Annotated in this window: 17 protein-coding genes and 1 pseudogene; 6 read left to right on the top strand and 12 right to left on the bottom strand. The window is 58.1% G+C overall.

Going from position 1 to position 18048, the window contains the following annotated elements; all coding sequences use genetic code 11:
* Entirely contained in the window at nucleotides 1-1155 is a 1155-nt protein-coding gene (gene araJ, locus CW267_RS01200) for an MFS transporter AraJ (protein WP_032730466.1), read from the bottom strand.
* Nucleotides 1156-1432: 277 nt separating this feature from the next.
* Between araJ and CW267_RS01195 the strand changes: the two genes are divergently transcribed.
* The 4 genes from CW267_RS01195 to CW267_RS01180 all read left to right on the top strand — a co-directional run bounded on the left by CW267_RS01195 (nucleotide 1433) and on the right by CW267_RS01180 (nucleotide 3462).
* Entirely contained in the window at nucleotides 1433-1870 is a 438-nt protein-coding gene (locus CW267_RS01195; RefSeq protein ID WP_012968112.1) for a VOC family protein, read from the top strand.
* A gap of 86 nt (nucleotides 1871-1956) precedes the next feature.
* The gene (ppk2, locus tag CW267_RS01190; RefSeq protein WP_012541603.1) at nucleotides 1957-2775 is read left to right on the top strand and encodes a polyphosphate kinase 2; all 819 of its coding nucleotides are present in this window, start codon (nucleotides 1957-1959) and stop codon (nucleotides 2773-2775) included.
* A gap of 178 nt (nucleotides 2776-2953) precedes the next feature.
* The gene (locus CW267_RS01185) at nucleotides 2954-3139 is read left to right on the top strand and encodes a hypothetical protein (RefSeq protein ID WP_025711567.1); all 186 of its coding nucleotides are present in this window, start codon (nucleotides 2954-2956) and stop codon (nucleotides 3137-3139) included.
* Nucleotides 3136-3462: a CcdB family protein gene (locus tag CW267_RS01180; protein WP_032735730.1), complete on the top strand. Its 327-nt coding sequence runs from the start codon at nucleotides 3136-3138 to the stop codon at nucleotides 3460-3462. Before CW267_RS01185 ends, CW267_RS01180 begins: the two co-directional genes overlap by 4 nt.
* A 52-nt stretch (nucleotides 3463-3514) precedes the next feature.
* Here the strand turns inward: CW267_RS01180 and fdnI are convergent, their stop codons facing one another.
* The 3 genes from fdnI to fdnG are packed head-to-tail and all read right to left on the bottom strand — an operon-like array spanning nucleotide 3515 to nucleotide 8107.
* Entirely contained in the window at nucleotides 3515-4171 is a 657-nt protein-coding gene (gene fdnI, locus CW267_RS01175) for a formate dehydrogenase-N subunit gamma (RefSeq protein WP_032735733.1), read from the bottom strand.
* A complete protein-coding gene (fdxH, locus tag CW267_RS01170) occupies nucleotides 4164-5048 on the bottom strand; it encodes a formate dehydrogenase subunit beta (RefSeq protein WP_032735735.1) in 885 nt (294 codons plus the stop codon). The genes fdnI and fdxH overlap by 8 nt, the downstream gene beginning before the upstream one ends.
* Nucleotides 5049-5059: 11 nt before the next feature.
* Nucleotides 5060-8107 carry a formate dehydrogenase-N subunit alpha gene (gene fdnG, locus CW267_RS01165; RefSeq protein WP_094030618.1) on the bottom strand — a complete coding sequence of 1016 codons (3048 nt, stop codon included), beginning with the start codon at nucleotides 8105-8107 and terminating at the stop codon, nucleotides 5060-5062.
* 225 nt (nucleotides 8108-8332) lie between these two features.
* Here fdnG and yddG point away from each other — a divergent pair, with 225 nt between their 5' ends.
* Nucleotides 8333-9211: an aromatic amino acid DMT transporter YddG gene (gene yddG / locus CW267_RS01155; protein ID WP_100780993.1), complete on the top strand. Its 879-nt coding sequence runs from the start codon at nucleotides 8333-8335 to the stop codon at nucleotides 9209-9211.
* Here the strand turns inward: yddG and CW267_RS01150 are convergent.
* The 7 genes and pseudogenes from CW267_RS01150 to CW267_RS01120 all read right to left on the bottom strand — a co-directional run bounded on the left by CW267_RS01150 (nucleotide 9208) and on the right by CW267_RS01120 (nucleotide 15456).
* Nucleotides 9208-9981, bottom strand: a complete 774-nt coding sequence (locus tag CW267_RS01150) for a 1,6-dihydroxycyclohexa-2,4-diene-1-carboxylate dehydrogenase (RefSeq protein WP_100780992.1) — start codon at nucleotides 9979-9981, stop codon at nucleotides 9208-9210. The genes yddG and CW267_RS01150 overlap by 4 nt on opposite strands.
* A 9-nt stretch (nucleotides 9982-9990) precedes the next feature.
* Nucleotides 9991-11007 (bottom strand): benzoate 1,2-dioxygenase electron transfer component BenC, encoded by a 1017-nt coding sequence (gene benC / locus CW267_RS01145; RefSeq protein WP_032735739.1) that lies wholly within the window; start codon nucleotides 11005-11007, stop codon nucleotides 9991-9993.
* A gap of 9 nt (nucleotides 11008-11016) precedes the next feature.
* Entirely contained in the window at nucleotides 11017-11502 is a 486-nt protein-coding gene (gene benB, locus CW267_RS01140; RefSeq protein WP_012968103.1) for a benzoate 1,2-dioxygenase small subunit, read from the bottom strand.
* A pseudogene (locus tag CW267_RS01135) lies at nucleotides 11502-12884 on the bottom strand (Rieske 2Fe-2S domain-containing protein). The gene benB and the pseudogene CW267_RS01135 overlap by 1 nt, the downstream one beginning before the upstream one ends.
* 109 nt (nucleotides 12885-12993) lie before the next feature.
* Nucleotides 12994-13920 (bottom strand): catechol 1,2-dioxygenase, encoded by a 927-nt coding sequence (catA, locus tag CW267_RS01130; RefSeq protein ID WP_032730479.1) that lies wholly within the window; start codon nucleotides 13918-13920, stop codon nucleotides 12994-12996.
* Nucleotides 13921-13989: 69 nt separating this feature from the next.
* On the bottom strand, nucleotides 13990-14280 hold the full coding sequence (gene catC, locus CW267_RS01125; protein ID WP_012968100.1) for a muconolactone Delta-isomerase: 291 nt from the start codon (nucleotides 14278-14280) through the stop codon (nucleotides 13990-13992).
* A gap of 12 nt (nucleotides 14281-14292) precedes the next feature.
* The gene (locus CW267_RS01120) at nucleotides 14293-15456 is read right to left on the bottom strand and encodes a muconate cycloisomerase family protein (RefSeq protein WP_165787415.1); all 1164 of its coding nucleotides are present in this window, start codon (nucleotides 15454-15456) and stop codon (nucleotides 14293-14295) included.
* 171 nt (nucleotides 15457-15627) lie between these two features.
* Here CW267_RS01120 and CW267_RS01115 point away from each other — a divergent pair, with 171 nt between their 5' ends.
* Nucleotides 15628-16464: an IclR family transcriptional regulator C-terminal domain-containing protein gene (locus tag CW267_RS01115; RefSeq protein WP_165787414.1), complete on the top strand. Its 837-nt coding sequence runs from the start codon at nucleotides 15628-15630 to the stop codon at nucleotides 16462-16464.
* Here the strand turns inward: CW267_RS01115 and kmrA are convergent.
* On the bottom strand, nucleotides 16459-17958 hold the full coding sequence (gene kmrA, locus CW267_RS01110; protein WP_012968097.1) for an efflux MFS transporter KmrA: 1500 nt from the start codon (nucleotides 17956-17958) through the stop codon (nucleotides 16459-16461). The genes CW267_RS01115 and kmrA overlap by 6 nt on opposite strands.
* Between the last annotated feature and the right edge of the window lie 90 nt (nucleotides 17959-18048).

The raw sequence follows: 18048 nt of genomic DNA, 5'->3' as shown, positions 1-18048 counted from the left end.
TTAGCAAGCTTGTCGGCGCTGATGGCAGCCATAGATGAGCAAGGCGCTCATCGCCAGAAACGACAGCGTGGCGGCAGGAAGCGCCACGCTGTTCCAGCCAAAGCCCTGGGCAATCATCATCCCGCCGCAGAAGGCGCCGATGGCGCTGCCGAGGTTGAAGGCAATCTGCCCTCCTGCCGCCCCCAGCATCTCGCCGCCTTTGGCGTTCTGCAGCAGCAGGATCTGCAGCGGCGCCGACAGGGCGAATAGTCCCGCGCAGCAGATAAACGCCAGGGTCAGCGAAGCGACTTTATGCTCACCGAAGGCAAAGATCAGCAGCAGCGTCACGGCAATGACCCCGTCGGTCATGGCCGCAATACGCAGCGGGCTGAAGCGTCCGGAAATTTTGCCGCTGAACAGATTACCGACCACCATTCCCAGCCCCGCCAGCATCATAATCAGCATCATCCTGCTTTCGGCAAAGCCGGAGACATTGAGCATGAAGGGCTTAATATAGCTGAACCAGGCAAACACACCCGCATTGCCAAACATGGTGGCGGCAAAAATCAGCCACGGCGCCGGGGAGGCCAGAAAACGGAACTGCTCGCGCAGCCGGGTGCTGGTGCGATCATAGAGGGTGGGCACCCAGCAGAAAATAGTCATCAACACGGCGACGTTAAACACGGCGATAAGGGCAAAGGTATAGCGCCAGCTGAAGTGATGCCCAAGCCAGGTGCCGCCGGGGACCCCCACCAGGTTAGCCACCGTCATCCCGCCGATCATCCCCGCCACCGCGGCGGTCACCTTCCCCGGCGGCGCGATTTTCGACAGGATAATCGCGCCGACGCCAAAGAACGCCCCGTGAGGAAAACCGGAAACCAGGCGGCCAAGCGCCAGCATGGCGTAGCTACTGGAGAGGGTAAACAGGGTATTGCCGAGAATACACAGGGCAGCGAGAAACAGCATCACCGATTTCAACGAAAACCGGCTGGAGAGCAGCGCCATGATCGGCGCGCCGATCACCACACCGAAGGCATACCAGGCAATCATATTGCCGGCGGCGGGGATCGAAATCCCGACATCGTGCGCCATATCCGGCAGCACGCCCATAATGCCAAATTCCGCCATGCCGAGTCCGAAGGTGCCCAGCGCCAGTGAAAAAATCGTTTTTTTCATACATCTTATAGGGGTATTGAGAGACGGCCGGCATTATTGACCATCCCGCCCCGACACACCAGCTAAAAACGCCCGACGGCAGTTTCCTCCATACAACGGCCTGATTCGTTCATGCTCGCCGCCGCGCGGCCGGCCATCATCGAGCCGGCGACGGCGTGGCTTAGCAATGACCCTCCCCTATTAAAATCAGTGGGCTCAAAGCGATAAACGCCCAATTGATCTCAACTTAACTTGAGGTTGTAAAGTCTTCCCATCATTCACCTCTGGAGAATCATCGATGCAAACTGTTGATGTCGGTTTTACCCATGTCGCCTTTACCGTCCGCTGTCTGGCCAGCAGCATTGATTTTTATACCCGCTATACCGCGATGACCGTCATTCACCAGCGCGAGCCCGGCTTGCCCTCAGCGCGTAAGGTGGCGTGGCTCAGCGATCGCACCCGGCCCTTCGCTCTGGTGCTGGTGCAGAGTGACGATCCGGCCGACACACCGCTGGGCCCGTTCGGCCATCTCGGTGTCGCCTGCGCCACCCAGGCGGAGATCGATGAGAAGGTCGCTCAGGCGCGGCGGGAAGGCGTTTTGCGGCGGGAACCGGAACAGCTGGGCGATCCGGTGGGATACTTCGCCTTCTTTGCCGACCCGGACGGTAACACCCTGGAGCTGTCATGGGGGCAGCGGGTGGGGCTGGAAGTCATTGCGGCGGGGAACGCCAGCTAGCCCGTCCCCTCCGCGAATATTTTCCACCGCCTCGCCGGCGAAGGATTACACTTCAAAGGGATACCTCGGCAACACGGAGCATGGCGATGGGTAATAAGAAAAACGGTAATCCGGTCGACGCGGCGGTGAAGACCGCCCCGCTCGACAATAAAGCGTATGAGAAAGCGTTACGCAAACTCCATGTTGAGCTGGTGAAACTGCAGCGCTGGGTGGTGCATAAAGGGCTGAAGGTTTGCATCGTCTTTGAAGGGCGGGACGGCGCCGGCAAAGGCGGCACCATTAAGGCGATCACCGAGCGCGTCAGCCCGCGTATCTTCCGGGTCGTCGCCTTGCCCTCACCCACCGAGCGTGAGAAAAGCCAGCTCTATTTTCAGCGCTATATCAAGCACCTTCCGGCGGCTGGCGAGATTGTGATTTTCGATCGCAGCTGGTACAACCGCGCCGGCGTCGAACGGGTGATGGGCTTTTGCACCCCGGAGGAGGTGCAGAAGTTTCTCGACGGCGCGCCGATGGTGGAGCGCGGCATGGTCGAATCGGGCATTATTCTGCTCAAGTACTGGCTGGAGGTCTCTCCGCAGGAGCAGGAGCGCCGCCTGCGGGATCGCATCGACGATGGTCGTAAAATCTGGAAGCTCTCGCCGATGGACATAAAGTCTTTCAACCGCTGGGATGAATATACCGCCGCCCGCGACGCCATGTTCGCCGCCACCGATACCGCCTGGGCGCCGTGGTTCGTCGCCCGCTCGGAGGATAAAAAGCGCGTACGCCTGAATATCATCACCCATCTGCTGTCGCAGATCCCCTATGAAGCTTTACCGGTGGAGCATGTGACGCTGCCGAAGCGCAAAATTGGCAAAATGAAACAGACCAATTTCCCCTTCCGCTTTATTCCCGAGAAGTTCTGATTATTCTTCGCCGCGCTGGTTAATACCAGCGCCAGGTTTATTACCACAACCATGAATATTTCATGCGGTTACTTTCCTCTGGAAGCGGCCTCGCAAAATAAACATTAAAGTTGCTGCTGGGATTTATTTTTTAGTGAGTAAAGTGAATAATCACAGAACCAACCGCAAGGAGCCGATGATGAAAAGTAATACGCTACGTAAAAGACCCACTGACGTACCCGTCCAGAAGGCGTCAGCACAGCCAGGTAAGGATTTACGAGAAGCAGATAAACAGCGACAGCACAAGGAATTCATTGCCGCAATGAATGAATTTATTGCAAAAGGAGGCACTCTTACTGATGATGAATTTTTCAGGGTACTATGATGCTTGAACAATTCAATGTTTATCGAAATTGTTCTGCTCAGACAAATAAAACCCTGCCGTATTATATGATCGTGCAGAATGATTATTATGCAGACCTGGCCACGAGAGTCATTATTCCTTTAATGCGAACACAACAGTTACCACGCTGGCATCAGCATGTCGTACCAAGGATAAATACAGAATTTGACAGCTTTTTACTTTGTACGCCAATGATCAGTAACTTAAATAATAAACGGATCCAGCCACAGGATTTCGTCTGCAATCTGAGTCATGCGCGCCAGGGCGTTATCGATTCAATCGATACACTTATCACGAACTGCTGACTGCCGGGAACCCGCTCCGACATCTCCGGAGCGGGTTTTGCGCCGTGAAGGCTTACTTCATCCCTTCGCGACTCTCTTTCATCGCCTCCAGGCGTTCGACATCGCGATACCAGCGCGGGTGATGTTTCTTCGCCCAGCGGCGGCTCACCTTGCCTTCGATCATGCCTTTAATCGACCCTTTCACCCAGAATGCCATATACATATGGATGAGGATCGCGTGGATCAGGATAATCGCCGACGTCGCATGAATCAGCAGGCTATAGCGAATCACCTGAATCGGGAAATATGCCGCGAAATACGGCCGCCAGATAATCACCCCGGTCACCAACAGCACGAAAATCATGCTCATAATGGTCCAGAACATCATCTTCTGCCCGGCGTTATATTTCCCGACGCGCGCGACCTTATGTTCGTTGCCTTTCAGCACCTCCACGATACCTTTCAGCCAGGGGATATCCTGTTTATCAGGGATATTGTGGTGGACAAAACGCACAAACATAAACATCAGCGCGACAAAAATCAGCACCCCAAAGAACGGGTGCAGGATACGCCCCATCTGCGGCGTGCCGAAGGTTTCCGTTAGCCACTGCAGCGTCGGGAAGAAAAACGATATTCCCGACAGTGCCACGAGGAAGAAACAGATAACCACCGTCCAGTGACAGGCGCGATCGATAAACGTCGTGCGCATAATCATCTTCGATTTACTCATCATGCTCCTCCTCGTCGTCATCAACTTCCTTGTTCGGCCCGATACCGATGTAGTGGTAGATAAGCCCGGCGAAGGTGGCGATAAAGCCCGCCGCCGCCAGCGGTTTCAGCGCCCCCTTCCACAGACTGATACTGGTATCGATCTGCGGTTCCTTCGGCAGCTTGTGATACAGCTCCGGCTGGTCGGCATGATGCAGGACGTACATCACGTGGGTGCCGCCTACGCCCGGCGGGTTGTAGATCCCGGCGTTGGCATAACCGCGTTTTTTCAGCTTAGCCACCCGCTCCTGCGCCACTTCCAGCATCTCTTTTTTCGTGCCGAAGTGGATCGCGCCGGTAGGACAGGTTTTCACGCAGGCCGGTTCCTGACCGACGCTGACCCTATCCACACACAGCGTGCATTTATAAACCCGGTTATCCTCTTTATTGAGGCGCGGAATATTAAACGGACACCCGGCAATGCAGTAGCCGCAACCAATGCAGTTTTCCTGCTGGAAATCGACGATGCCGTTGGCGTACTGAATAATCGCCCCGGCGGAGGGGCAGGCTTTCAGGCAACCCGGCTCCTCGCAGTGCATACAGCCATCCTTGCGGATAAGCCATTCCAGCTTGCCGTTCTGTTCGGTCTCGCTAAAGCGCATTACCGTCCAGGATTTAGCGCTAAGATCCGCCGGGTTGTCATACACGCCGACGCAGTGCCCCACTTCATCGCGAATGTCATTCCACTCGGAACAGGCCACCTGGCAGGCTTTACAGCCCACGCAGGAGGAGACATCGATTAGCTTGGCGACTTCGGCCTTATAGTCCCGCGCGCGCGGCGCAGGCGTGATGGGGTTGGTCGCGGAGCGTTTAATAATGTCTTGTGTTTCCATCGCCATTGAATCGCTCCTTACGCTTTCTCGATGTTGACCAGAAACGCCTTATACTCCGGCGTTTGCGAGTTGGAATCGCCGACGTTAGGCGTCAGGGTATTGGCGATATAGCCTTTACGGGCCACGCCTTCAAAGCCCCAGTGCAGCGGGATCCCGACGGTTTCGACCTGCTGGCCGTTGACGTTCAACGTGCGCAGTCGGCGGGTCACCACGGCAACCGCGCAAATAAACCCGCGTTTGCTGCTGACTTTCACCCAGTCGCCGTTGGCGATACCTTTGCTTTTCGCCAGCCCTTCGCTGATTTCGACAAACTGTTCCGGCTGCGCGATGGAATTGAGCAGCGCATGCTTGGTCCAGGTGTGGAAATGCTCGGTCAGACGATAGGTGGTGCCGACATACGGGAACTTATCCTTCTTACCCAGGCGGATGGCGTCCTCTTCATACAGACGCACCACCGGGCTGGAGACCACCTTCGGGTGCAGCGGGTTGGTGCCAAGCGGGGTTTCCATCGGCTCGTAGTGCTCCGGGAACGGCCCTTCCGCCAGTTTATCGAGCGCAAACAGGCGGCCAAGTCCCTCCTGCTGCATGATAAACGGCCCGGTGTTGCTCCCCGGCGGCGCAGTATTGAAGTCCGGAATATCATTTCCGACCCACTTGCTGCCGTTCCACTGGATCAGCATCCGCTTCGCATCCCACGGCTTGCCGTTAATATCAGCCGAAGCGCGGTTATACAGCACCCGACGATTGAGCGGCCACGCCCAGGCCCATCCCAGCGTATTGCCCAGGCCCGAAGGATCGGCGTTATCACGATTCGCCATCTGGTTACCCTGCTCGGTCCAGCTGCCGGTATAGATCCAGCACGACGACGCGGTGCTGCCGTCATCGCGCAGCAGCGCGAAGCTATTGAGCAGTTGGCCTTTTTTCGCCAGCAGAGCGCCATTTTGATCGTAGAGATCCGCCAGCGCGTAGCCGTTGTTCTCTTTAGCCACTTCTGCCGATTCCGGGTGATCTGGCTGCTTATAGCGCCAGCTCATTTTCAGCAGCGGTTCCGCGCCCTTCCCGCCTTCGCGACGGTACAGCTCGCGCAGACGATGATAGATCCCAGCCAGGATTTCGCCATCGTTGCGCGCTTCCCCCGGTGCGTCCTGGCCTTTCCAGTGCCACTGCAGCCAGCGACCGGAGTTGGCGATCGAACCATCCTCTTCGGCAAAGCAGGTCGACGGCAGGCGGAAGACTTCGGTCTGAATCGCCGACGGGTCGACATCATTAGACTCGCCGTGGTTCTGCCAGAAGGTCGAGGTTTCGGTCACCAGCGGATCGATAACCACCAGATACTTCAGCTTGCTGAGACTGCGGACCACTTTGTTTTTGTCCGGGAAGGACGCTACCGGGTTGAAGCCCTGACAGATATAGCCAGTGACGTTGCCGTTATCCATCATATTGAAGTACTTGATAACGTCGTAGGCCTGATCCCATTTCGGCAACCAGTTGAAGCCCCAGTCATTCTCTTTCTGCGCCGCCTCGCCATAGAACGATTTCATCAGGCTGACGAAGAATTTCGGGTAGTTGCTCCAGTAGTTCACCTGGTCGGGCAACGTCGCTTTCGGCGTGTTGGCGCTAAGATAACTTTGCAGATCGCTCTGTTTATCGGATGGCAGCGTCAAATAACCCGGCAGACTGGTCGACAACAGGCCCAAATCGGTCAGCCCCTGAATATTGGAGTGGCCGCGCAGCGCGTTGACGCCGCCGCCGGCCATGCCCATATTGCCGAGCAGCAACTGGATCATCGCCATGGTGCGGATGTTCTGCGCGCCGACGGTGTGCTGCGTCCAGCCCAGGGCATACAGGAAGGTGGTGGTGCGGTCCGCGGCGCTGGTTGACGCCAGCACCTCACACACTTTAAGGAAGTCCGCTTTCGGCGTACCGCAGATATTCTCCACCACTTCCGGCGTGTAGCGGGAAACATGCTGCCTGAGCAGATTCCACACGCAGCGCGGATGGCTGAGCGTTTTATCGCGTTTGGCGTAGCCGTTTTCATCGAACTGGTAGTTCCAGGACGATTTATCGTACTGACGTTTTTCGGCATCGTAGCCGCTGAACAGGCCCTCTTCGAAGGCAAAATCATCCCGCACCAGCAGACTGGCATTGGTGTAATGCTTCACGTACTCGGCATTGATCTTATTATTTTCGATCAGGTACAGCAGCACGCCCGACAGGAAGGTAATGTCGGTACCGGAACGAATCGGCGCATAGATATCGGCCACCGACGCGGTACGCGTAAAGCGCGGGTCGACGACGATAAGCGTGGCATCGTTATTGTTTTTCGCTTCCATCGCCCAGCGGAATCCCACCGGATGCGCTTCGGCGGCGTTGCCGCCCATCACCACCACGACGTTAGCGTTTTTGATATCAACCCAGTGGTTGGTCATCGCACCGCGACCAAATGTTGGAGCAAGACTTGCTACCGTTGGTCCGTGTCAGACGCGTGCCTGGTTGTCTACCGCCAGCATGCCGAGCGAACGCACAAATTTTTGCGTCAGCATGCCAGTCTCATTGCTTGCCGCCGAGGCGCACAGCATGCCGGTGGAAAGCCAGCGGTTAACCGTCACGCCCTGCTCGTTCTTTTCAATAAAGTTGGCGTCGCGGTCGGCTTTCATCAGTCTGGCGATGCGGTTAAAAGCTTCATCCCAGGAGATGCGCTGCCATTTATCCGAGCCCGGGGCGCGGTATTGCGGATAACGCAGGCGGTTTTCACTGTGGACATAGTCCAGCAGGCCTGCGCCTTTCGGGCACAGCGCGCCGCGGCTCACCGGATGGTCCGGGTCCCCTTCAATATGGTAAATCGCTTCTTTGGCGTTTTTCGCGCCGTCGCCGAGGCTATACATTAATAGCCCACAGCCCACGGAGCAGTAAGTGCAGGTGTTGCGGATCTCTTTCGCACGCAGCAATTTGAAATTGCGTGCCTGAGCCAGCGCCATTTTAGGGGCAAAGCCCAGGGCGGCGGCTGTGGTTCCGGCCATACCGCCTGCGCAGATCTTAAAGAACTTTCTGCGGCTGACGTCCATTGCATTCCTCCATGCAGGATGTTGATTCATCGCGCGGAGGAAACTAACAGCAATACCTTTGTTTTATTTGCGTCAAATCAAGGTCGAAAACGCTCGCCCCCTTAATAGTCAGCGGCGACGAGTTTGACTAATACCAAAGAGTTAACGCCGGCGGGAAATATCGACCATCGACCGGCAAAAGATGTTATAAATTCCGGCTGCGTTTGCGTCACTATCAGGTTAAATATGCAAAAAAAGAGAGCGACATCAATCGGCTTCGCCGCCATTATCTTATGGAGCACGATGGTCGGATTGATTCGCGGCGTCAGCGAAGGGTTAGGCCCGGTTGGCGGCGCGGCGATGATTTATAGCCTCAGCGGCCTGCTGCTCATTTTTACCGTTGGCTTTCCCAACCTGCGCCAGATCCCGCGCCGCTATCTGCTGGCTGGCAGCGTGCTGTTTGTCAGCTATGAAATCTGCCTCGCCCTGTCGCTGGGGTTCGCCGCCACTCGCCAGCAGGCCATTGAAGTGGGGATGGTCAATTACCTGTGGCCCAGCCTGACGATTTTGTTCGCCATTCTCTTTAATGGCCAGAAAAGCAGCTGGCTGGTGATCCCCGGCTTATTGCTGGCGCTGTTCGGCGTGAGCTGGGTACTTGGCGGCGAGCACGGGCTCAACCCCGAGGAAATCATCAATAACGTGGTGTCCAGCCCGCTGAGCTACATTCTGGCATTTGTCGGGGCGTTTATCTGGGCGGCGTACTGCACGGTGACCGCGAAGTACGCCAAAGGTAAAAATGGCATTACCCTCTTTGTCCTGTTAACCGCCCTGACGCTATGGCTGAAATTTCTCGTCAGCGACCAGCCGCCGATGCTCTTTAGCTGGCCGGTAGTCATTAAGCTGATCACGGTCTCCGTGGCGCTGGGGCTGGCTTACGCGGCGTGGAACGTCGGCATCCTGCACGGCAACGTCAGCCTGCTGGCGGCCGCGTCGTACTTCACGCCAGTGCTCTCTTCCGCGCTGGCGGCAGTCCTGCTCAGCGCCACGCTATCGTGGTCCTTCTGGCAGGGCGCCGGGATGGTGTGTCTCGGCTCCCTGCTCTGCTGGTACGCCACCCGCCGCTAACCGAGATCGCCCCCCGCCACCGGTAGCGTCACGCCGGTGATATAGCTGGCTTCATCGCTGGCGAGAAACAGGATCGCGTTCGCCTGTTCCGCCAGCGTGCCGTACCGGCGCATCAGACTGCTCGCCACCGTCTGATCGACCACCTGCTGATACCACGCCTTTTCCTGCTCGCTCGGCTGCTCATCGTTGCGCGGCGTCAGGCGCGGCGGCACCTCCGTCCCGCCTGGCGCGACGGCGTTAATCCGAATGCCGCTGCCGCTGTACTCCATGGCAATCGACCGGGTCAGCGCATTCACGCCGCCTTTCGCCGCCGAGTAAGGCACCCGGTTCACTCCTGCCGTCGCCACCGACGAGATATTGACGATGCTGCCTTTCCCCTGCTTCAACATCCAGGGGAGCGCCGCACGGCAGCCCCACAGCGTGGGGAACAGCGAGCGGCGGATCTCTTTCTCAATTTGTTCTGGCTGATATTCAGCGAAAGGTCGCGCCCAGATGGTGCCGCCGACGTTGTTGATGAGCACGTCGAGGCGGCCAAAATGAGCGACCCCGGCGGCAAACGCCTGTTCAGTACTCTGCCACTGCTCAAGGTCAGCCTCCAGCGCCAGTACCTGACTTCCGGCCTGGGCTAAAACGGCAGCCAGTTCGTGCACGTAAGGCGAGCGGTCAATCAGCAACAGGGCGGCGCCTTCAGTTGCCGCCTGCTCCGCGGTCTGGCGACCAATGCCCTGCGCCGCGCCGGTAATAGCGACGACTTTATCGGTAAAACGCATCATGCCTCCTTATGCCGCCGCGCTCTGGCTGGCGATAAATTTCTCATACCAGAACCCTGCCGGGGAAATGCCTCTGTCGCGCAGCGCCGTGGCGACCGCGTTCACCATCGGCGGCGGCCCACAAAGATAGATATCGACGTCGCCGTTATTCAGCATGGCGTCATCCAGATGGTCGGTCACAAAGCCGCGCTGCGGGCAGGTACTGTTTTCATCCGCCACCACCGGCAGCCAGCGATATCCCGTCAGTTGTTGGTTAAACGCATCCAGCGCGTCGGTTTTCACCAGATCGCAATCGCGGGTCACGCCGTACAGTAGCGTTACCGGGCGCTGACTGCCCTGTGTTTGCAGGGTATGTAACATGGAGAGCAGCGGCGCCAGCCCGGTGCCGCCCGCCAGCATGAGCAGCGGGCGTTCGCCGCTGCGCAAATAGAAGCTGCCCATGGGGCCGCTGAGGGTCAGGCGATCGCCGGGCCGCGCCTGCTGGGTTAACCACTGGCTCATCATGCCGCCAGGCACGTTACGGATCAGAAAACGCCCTTCGAGAGAACCCGGCAGCGAGCTAAATGAGTAGGCGCGCACATGAGGCGTGCCCGGTACCTGAATGTTAATGTACTGTCCCGGCAGAAAAGCCAGCGGCTCATCCAGCGCGACCACCAGTTCGATGGCGGTATCGGACAGACAATTCACCTGTCGTACCTGCGCCCCGGTGTTGGTCAGCGCGGTTTTGCACTGGGCGGCGGCCACCGGCACGTCGATCACACAGTCGCTGGTCGGGACCATCTGGCAGGTCAGCACCTGGCGGGCCTGCGCTTCGTCGTCGCTTAACGCCTCGTCGAGATAATCCTCCCCCAGATCGTATTCACCGCTGGCGCAGTGGCATTTGCAGGTGCCGCAAACGCCGTCCGAGCAGTCCATCGGCAGATTCACCTTCTGGCGATAGGCGGCATCCAGCACCTTCTCCCCGGCATGGCATTGAATAAAGCGGGTAATGCCGTCCTCAAAATTAAGAGCAATATTGAAGGTCATAAGCGCCTCTTAAATGTGGTAAACGTCAATCACCTGACGGATATAATCGTTATTCAGGCGCACGGTTTTGCGCACGATCTGCGGTCTGCCGTCCTGCTCAATTAGCGTGCAACAGGTAGAGCCGAAATAGGCATCCGTGTGTTGATAGCGGTGGCTCCAGGTGACCCAGTTGTAGCGCACCTCCAGCCCCTCGTCGCTGTCGCCCATCAGTTCAACATTGCTGATGATGTGCGTGGTGCGCGGCTCCGGCGTACTGGCGCCGGAACGTTCGGTTTTAATGCGATAGACGCGATCTTCCAGGCCTTCACGGTTGGGATAATAGATAAGGGAAATCTCTTTTTGCGGGTCGCGCGTCAGCTGGTCATCGTCGCCCCACGCCGGCATCCAGTAGACCACCTGCGGACTGTAACAGCTCAGCCATTCGTCCCACTGACGATCATCCAACAGGCGGGCTTCGTAATAGAGAAACTGGCGAACGTGTTCGAGATTCAACATCAGGCCACCTCCACGCGCTGGGTAATCGACTGGTCGTAACGCTGCTGTTCCTGTTCCAGCGCCGCCAGCATCACCGTTTGCCAGTGATGGTGATGGGCGATGTACAGCGCTTCATCTTCTGATTTCACCCCGCTGAGTCGTGGCGTGAAACCGGCATGTTTGGCGTGCTCATCCGGGCCGTCGACCCAGCGCAGCGCACCGCGGCTCAGATCGCTCCATGGCAGATTTTCGCCGAGATAGCCGCGCTGACAGGCGCTGAACTCTTCCAGATCGTCCGGCGTCCCCATCCCGCTAAAGTTAAAGAAATCTTCATACTGGCGGATGCGTAGCGCCCGCGCCTGGTCTGATTCACCTTTTGGCGCAAAACACCAAATGGTGACTTCGGTTTTATCGACCGCAATCGGGCGGATCACGCGGATCTGGGTAGAAAACTGATCCATCAGGTAGACGTTGGGGTACAGGCACAGGTTGCGGGTTTCATTGACCATCTGGTCGGCGCGTCGTTCGCCAAATTCCGCCTACAGACGCTCGCGGTGGGCATACACCGGGCGCACTTCCGGGTTCAGCGCCCGGGTCCACAGCAGCATGTGGCCATTGTCAAAACCGTAGCCGCCGCCGACGCTCTTTGACCAGCCGTTGGCGTCAACCGCATGCGTCCCCTCCGCTTCATAGTTGCGGCGTGACATGGTTGAGGCATAGTTCCAGTGCACCACGCTGACGTGATAGCCATCGGCGCCGTTCTCCGCGCCCAGCTTCCAGTTGCCTTCGTATACATAGCTCGACGAGCCCTTCAGCACTTCCAGGCCGTCCGGCGCCTGATCGACGATCAGATCGATGATTTTGCGGGTTTCGCCGAGATAGGCCTCCAGCGACTGCACGTCCGCATTGAGGCTACCGAATAAGAAACCGCGGTAAGACTGAAAACGCGGCAGTTTTTGCAGATCGTGAGATCCTTCCTGTTTGAAGGTGTCAGGATAGGCGCCGGTGCTCTCATCTTTGGCTTTTAATAATTTGCCGTTATTGCTGAAGGTCCAGCCATGGAACGGACAGGTAAATGAGTTTTTATTTCCGGTTTTGCGTCGGCATAACATAGCCCCGCGGTGGGCACAGCTATTAATTAATGCATGCAATTCATTCTTTTTATCACGAGTGATAATAACCGGCTGCCGTCCCAGCGTCAGAGTATAATAATCTCCCGGCTCGGCAATCTGGCTTTCATGCGCGAGAAAAACCCAATTACCTTCGAAGATATGCTTCATTTCAAAATCAAATAACTGTGGATCGGTAAATATAGAGCGGTGGCAACGGTAAATATGATTTTCACGGTCGACAATTAACGCGTTGTTAATTTTGTCTTTAAGCGCTGATAGCGTTTTTTGCATGAGTCAGTCCCTCCTGCAGGATTCAGGATGAAAGAAACAGGGTGAATTTGTCGTTTTCGGGTGCAATGTCTGGCCCGGGCAGCGGCGTGCCCGGGGCCGATAATACCGGTTACTCTTTGGCGCGCAGGCGGGTGCCGCGGTGCTCTTCGTCGGCGTTCAGGGCTTTACACAGGGTGAAATCAAAACAGACCTCGGTGTGCTCTCCCTCAAGATCGCGCTGCGCGATGGTCTCGCGGTCGGTCACTTTTACCGGGTCGGCAATCAGACCGTCGCGGGTAGCAAAGGCAAAATCATCCCACAGATATTTATCGCCGCTGAGGTTAATCTGGCTGGTCAGATGCTTATGGCCCGGGGCGGAGACGAAGAAGTGAATGTGCGCCGGACGGTTGCCGTGGCGGCCTAACTGATCCAGCAACTTCTGCGTCGGACCATCCGGCGGGCAGCCGTAGCCGGACGGCATGATGCTGCGCACGCTGTAGCGGCCATCGGCGCCAGTACGGATCCGGCGACGGAGGTTGTAGTCGCTCTGACTTTGATCGAAAAACGAGTAATTACCGAGGGTATTGGCGTGCCAGATATCAACAATGGCGTTAGCGATCGGCTGGCCCTGATTATCTTTAACCTGACCATGCAGCCACATCACTTCCCCGGCATCTGCGCCATCATCCATCCGGGCGTGGCTGTCGGCCAGCGGCGCATTGGCCACATACAGCGGCCCTTCGATGGTGCGCGGGGTACCGGTTTCCCGCCGCGCCGCCGCATCAATGGCGTCCTGACGCAGGTCGAGGAAATGCTCCAGTCCCAGCCCGGCCGCCAGCAGCGCCGCTTCCTGACGCCCACCCAGCTCGTGCAGATAGTTCACCGCGTGCCAGAACTCTTCTTCTGTGACGTTATAGTCATCGATCAGCGTGCAGATATTCTCCAGCAAACGGTGGACGATGGCTTTAAAACGTTCATTACCGCCAGGGACATTTAACCCCGCGCCTTCACGTAATAATTTCTGCACGGCTTCTTGTTGTACGAAAGCATTACTCATAATTATTCTCTCTTATCGTTGTAGGATATTTGCCGGGTGTTCCCGGCATGAGGTCAGATGTTATTATTATTAGCTATCGTCTTCACGAACAGACGAGGGATGACGGCACAGCGCCTCGACGCGAATATCCATAAAGGGATACAGCGGCAATCCCATTAAAATTTGATGTAACTCTTCGGCATCTCGAACATCGAAAATGCTGACATTGGCGTAAAGACCGGCGACGCGCCAGATATGTCGCCATTTGCCTTCACGTTGTAATTGCTGCGAATAGGCTTTCTCGCGTTGTTTAATTTCATCCGCTTCGGCGGCAGGAAAACCGAGCGGAATATTAACGGTCATCTCCACTTTAAATAGCATTATTTACTCCTGTTATGCTTTACGGGAATAGAAGCGCAGCTTGTCTTCATCCAGCTCCACGCCGAGCCCTGGCGTCTGCGGGAGCGCTACCTGACCATCGGCAAAGGTGAGTGGCACGCTGACAATATCGTCTTTGAGGAGCAGCGGGCCGAACATCTCAGTGCCCCACTGCAGCGGCAGCGTCGACCAGGCGTGCAGCGACGCGACGGTACCGACGGTCCCTTCCAGCATGGTGCCGCCATACAGGCCAACCCCCGCCGCCTGGGCGACGCGGGCCAGCGCCAGCACGCTGTTCGGTCCCCCGGCTTTGGCGATTTTCAGGGCATAAGCGCCGGTAAATCCCTGTTGCGCCAGTTGGTAACCATCGTAAGCGGTCGCGACCGCTTCATCCGCGAGGATCGCAGTTTCAATATGCTGGCTCAGGCGCACCAGTGCAGCATTGTCGTGGTCGCTGACCGGCTGTTCGATAAGATCGACCCCCATCGCCGCCAGCTCTCGACAGCCTTTCGCGCCGGTCGCGGCATCCCAAGCCTGGTTAACGTCGACGCGGATGCTGGCGCGATCGCCTAACGCTTCCACAATGGCCCGGGTATGACGCAGGTCGGTGGCTAATTCCCGCGCGCCAATTTTCAGCTTGAACGCCTGATGACGGCGCTCGGCTAACAGCTTTTCCCCTTCGGCGATATCTTTCGCGGTATCGCCGCTGGCTAACGTCCACAGCACCGGCAACGCCGTTTGCAGCGCGCCGCCGAGCAGCGCCGATACCGGTAGCCCTAAAGCTTTGCCCTGGGCATCAAGGAGTGCGGTTTCAATGGCAGACTTTGCGAAAGTATTGCCTCTAATGGCGCTGTTCATACGCGCCGTCAGCGCATTCAGGTTATCGGCCGGCAGCCCTTTCAACAGCGGCGTCAGATAATGGGTTATCGCCGACGAGATAGCCTCCGGGCTCTCGACGCCATAGCTCAAACCACCAATGGTGGTGGCTTCGCCGATGCCGCAGATGCCGTCGGAGCGGGTAAGCCGCACGATCACCAGCGTCTGGCAGCCCATGGTGGTCATCGATAACTTGTGTGGCCGGATGGTCGGGACATCCACTATCCAGCTCTCAATACGTTCTACGGTGGCGGTCATTTTCGGTTCCTGATGAGATGTATAACTTTTTGTACCCACATCCATAACGGGGAGGTGTGTGCCATTGACAATAGGGTTCAGCCTGGCGGCTGGTCAACGGCGATAATCGAAATGTTGTGCGATTATCGGCACGTTTGTTAAAAGGCAGTTAATAATGTGATCGCGGTGGTAAAACCGGCACAATTCAGGACGGTGCAGTTTGCGCACGGTATAGTGATGCCCCGTGAGCTTTGCATTGCAACGGAGAGGGAATCAATGCGTGACCATACCCCCACCACCTTGAGCGCCAGGCAGGCCGAGCACGACCCCAATTTTATGCTGTCTCTGGCCCGCGGGCTGGAGGTGCTCAATGCTTTTACTCCCCAGCGCCAGCGGCTGACCATTTCTCAGTTGAGCCAGAAAACCCAAATCTCCCGCGCGGCGGTACGCCGTTGCCTGTATACCCTCGCCGCGCTGGGCATGGTGCACAGTCCGGATGGCCGCAGCTATGAACTGCTGCCCCGGGTGCTGGCCGTCGGCCACGCCTATCTGGCCGGCACGCCGCTGGCGAAAGTCGCGCAGACGGCGCTGGATAGCCTTGGCAAAGCGCTCGGCGAATCCTGCTCAGCGGCGACGCTGGACGGCGACAACGTGCTCTATATCGCCCGCGCGGCGGTCAATAATTTACTGAGCATCGACCTGGGGCGCGGCAGTCGCCTGCCAGCATGGGCGACCTCTATGGGACGGGTATTGCTGAGCGCACTGCCGGAGGAACAGCTTGAAGTGACACTGTCACGAGCAACGTTAATCCGCTACACCCCGCATACCCTGTGCGATATGGCCGGGCTACGCGCGGAGATCGCCCGGGTGCGCATGCAGGGCTATGCCCTCGCCGACCGGCAGATTGAGGTGGGGTTGTGTTCGCTGGCGGTGCCCGTGCTGTCACGCAATGGCCAGGTGGTGGCCGCCCTGAATGTCGGGGTTCCCGCCGCGACGACCAGCGCCGCGGCGTTAAAAGAGAAGGCCCTCGCCCCGCTACGACGCGCGGCGATGGACCTGTCGCTACAGCTATAGCGCTGACTGCGGTTTCGCCACGCTCGCCAGGCTGCGCCAGATGCCGGCCGCCAGCAGCAGAAGCAGTACGCCCGCCGTCGCCAGCACCAGGCTGTGAGCCTGGGTAAAGGCCGCCTTCGCCGCCGCCATCAGCGCCTCAGCCATCCCGGCGGGCAGCGCCTCGGTCAGACTGACCGCCTCGCCGATTGACGACGACGCCTGCTGCGCCATGGACTCACTCAGCCCGGACGGTAGCACAATGGTGGCGCTGTAGCTGCGGGTCAGGATCAGGCCAAACAGCGCAATACCGAGACCGGCGCCCAGCTCATAGGCCATGGTTTCGATGGCCCCGGCCGCCGCCGCTTTCTCCTTCGGCGCCGCCGCCATAATCGCGGAGCTGGAGGCCAGCAGCGCGCTGGCGACGCTGAAGCCCAGCAGCGTCATCAGCCCCCACGCCTGCCACGGCTGACTGCTGAAATCGGTCAGCGCGAGGCCCAAAAAGCTGAAGGCGCTGAGCAACATCCCGCCGGTCGCCACCTCGCGCAGCCCAAGCCGCGACACCAGCAGGCCGGCAATCGGGCCGCTGAAGCCGCTGGCGACCATCACCGGCAGCATAAACATCCCCGCCTCGAACGGCGTTTTCTGATGCACAAACTGCAGCTCCTGCGCCATCAGCAGCTCAAAACCGACCAAGGTAATCAGGGCCGTCATCGCCATCATCACCCCGCTTAAAATAATACGATGGGTGAACAGCCGCATATCCACCATCGGGCGGGTCGCCGACAGCTGCTTGCGGATAAACCAGGTGAGCATCGCCGCTCCGCCGATCGCCACCAGTGCGGTGAGCCACAGCGCCAGCTGGCCCTTCAGCGCCGATTTCGCGCTAAACACCAGCATCAGGATCGAGGCAATTAAAATGAGCGCCTGCAGCAGATTGAGCGGTTGTTCGCGGCGCGCAGGCTGGCGCGGCACCACCTTCGCATTAATGGCGATAACCACCAGCACGATCGGTACGTTGATCAGGAATACCGACCCCCAGTAGAAATGCTCCAGCAGCATGCCGCCCACCAGCGGGCCAAAAGCCGCGCCGCCGGAGCCCACCGCCGCCCACAGACCCAGCGCCATATTGCGCTGGCTGGCCTCGGCAAAGGTGCTGCGGATCCCGGCCAGCGTCGCCGGGACGATCATCGCCGCCCCCACCGCCAGCAAAGCGCGTGAGGCAATCAGCGTCAGGGCCGTCGGCGACAGCGCGGCGCACAGCGAGGCGACGCCAAAAATGGCGCTGCCGAGCAGCAGCAGGCGCTTGAAGCCGATTTTATCGCCGAGGGCGCCCATCGGCAGCACCATACCGGCCATGACTAAGGAGTAGATATCAATAATCCACAGCAGCTCATTGCCGCTGCTACCCAGCGCGACGCTGAGCGTCGGCGCGGCCACATGCAATACCGTGGCGTCAATCGCCACCGGAATATAAACCAGCAAAATCGCCATCAGCGTCATCCATTGCCGTGACATAGCTTGTACCTCAATGTTGGAAATTGGACACACGTCCAGGATGGCGATCCTGCCGGATTGTTGAACGCATGTCCAATTTTTTGTTACACT

It is taken from the genome of Klebsiella sp. X1-16S-Nf21 (genome assembly GCF_002837615.1).
GTDB classification, from domain to species: Bacteria; Pseudomonadota; Gammaproteobacteria; order Enterobacterales; family Enterobacteriaceae; genus Klebsiella; species Klebsiella variicola.
Note: the sequence above shows the minus strand (reverse complement) of the source record. Positions and strands in the feature narration are given on the sequence as shown.

Coding starts and splice junctions, on each gene's coding strand:
- araJ (WP_032730466.1), bottom strand. CDS start 1,155: ATGAAAAAAACGATTTTTTCACTGGCGCTGGGCACCTTCGGACTCGGC.
- CW267_RS01195 (WP_012968112.1), top strand. CDS start 1,433: ATGCAAACTGTTGATGTCGGTTTTACCCATGTCGCCTTTACCGTCCGC.
- ppk2 (WP_012541603.1), top strand. CDS start 1,957: ATGGGTAATAAGAAAAACGGTAATCCGGTCGACGCGGCGGTGAAGACC.
- CW267_RS01185 (WP_025711567.1), top strand. CDS start 2,954: ATGAAAAGTAATACGCTACGTAAAAGACCCACTGACGTACCCGTCCAG.
- CW267_RS01180 (WP_032735730.1), top strand. CDS start 3,136: ATGATGCTTGAACAATTCAATGTTTATCGAAATTGTTCTGCTCAGACA.
- fdnI (WP_032735733.1), bottom strand. CDS start 4,171: ATGAGTAAATCGAAGATGATTATGCGCACGACGTTTATCGATCGCGCC.
- fdxH (WP_032735735.1), bottom strand. CDS start 5,048: ATGGCGATGGAAACACAAGACATTATTAAACGCTCCGCGACCAACCCC.
- yddG (WP_100780993.1), top strand. CDS start 8,333: ATGCAAAAAAAGAGAGCGACATCAATCGGCTTCGCCGCCATTATCTTA.
- CW267_RS01150 (WP_100780992.1), bottom strand. CDS start 9,981: ATGCGTTTTACCGATAAAGTCGTCGCTATTACCGGCGCGGCGCAGGGC.
- benC (WP_032735739.1), bottom strand. CDS start 11,007: ATGACCTTCAATATTGCTCTTAATTTTGAGGACGGCATTACCCGCTTT.
- benB (WP_012968103.1), bottom strand. CDS start 11,502: ATGTTGAATCTCGAACACGTTCGCCAGTTTCTCTATTACGAAGCCCGC.
- catA (WP_032730479.1), bottom strand. CDS start 13,920: ATGAGTAATGCTTTCGTACAACAAGAAGCCGTGCAGAAATTATTACGT.
- catC (WP_012968100.1), bottom strand. CDS start 14,280: ATGCTATTTAAAGTGGAGATGACCGTTAATATTCCGCTCGGTTTTCCT.
- CW267_RS01120 (WP_165787415.1), bottom strand. CDS start 15,456: ATGGATGTGGGTACAAAAAGTTATACATCTCATCAGGAACCGAAAATG.
- CW267_RS01115 (WP_165787414.1), top strand. CDS start 15,628: ATGCCCCGTGAGCTTTGCATTGCAACGGAGAGGGAATCAATGCGTGAC.
- kmrA (WP_012968097.1), bottom strand. CDS start 17,958: ATGTCACGGCAATGGATGACGCTGATGGCGATTTTGCTGGTTTATATT.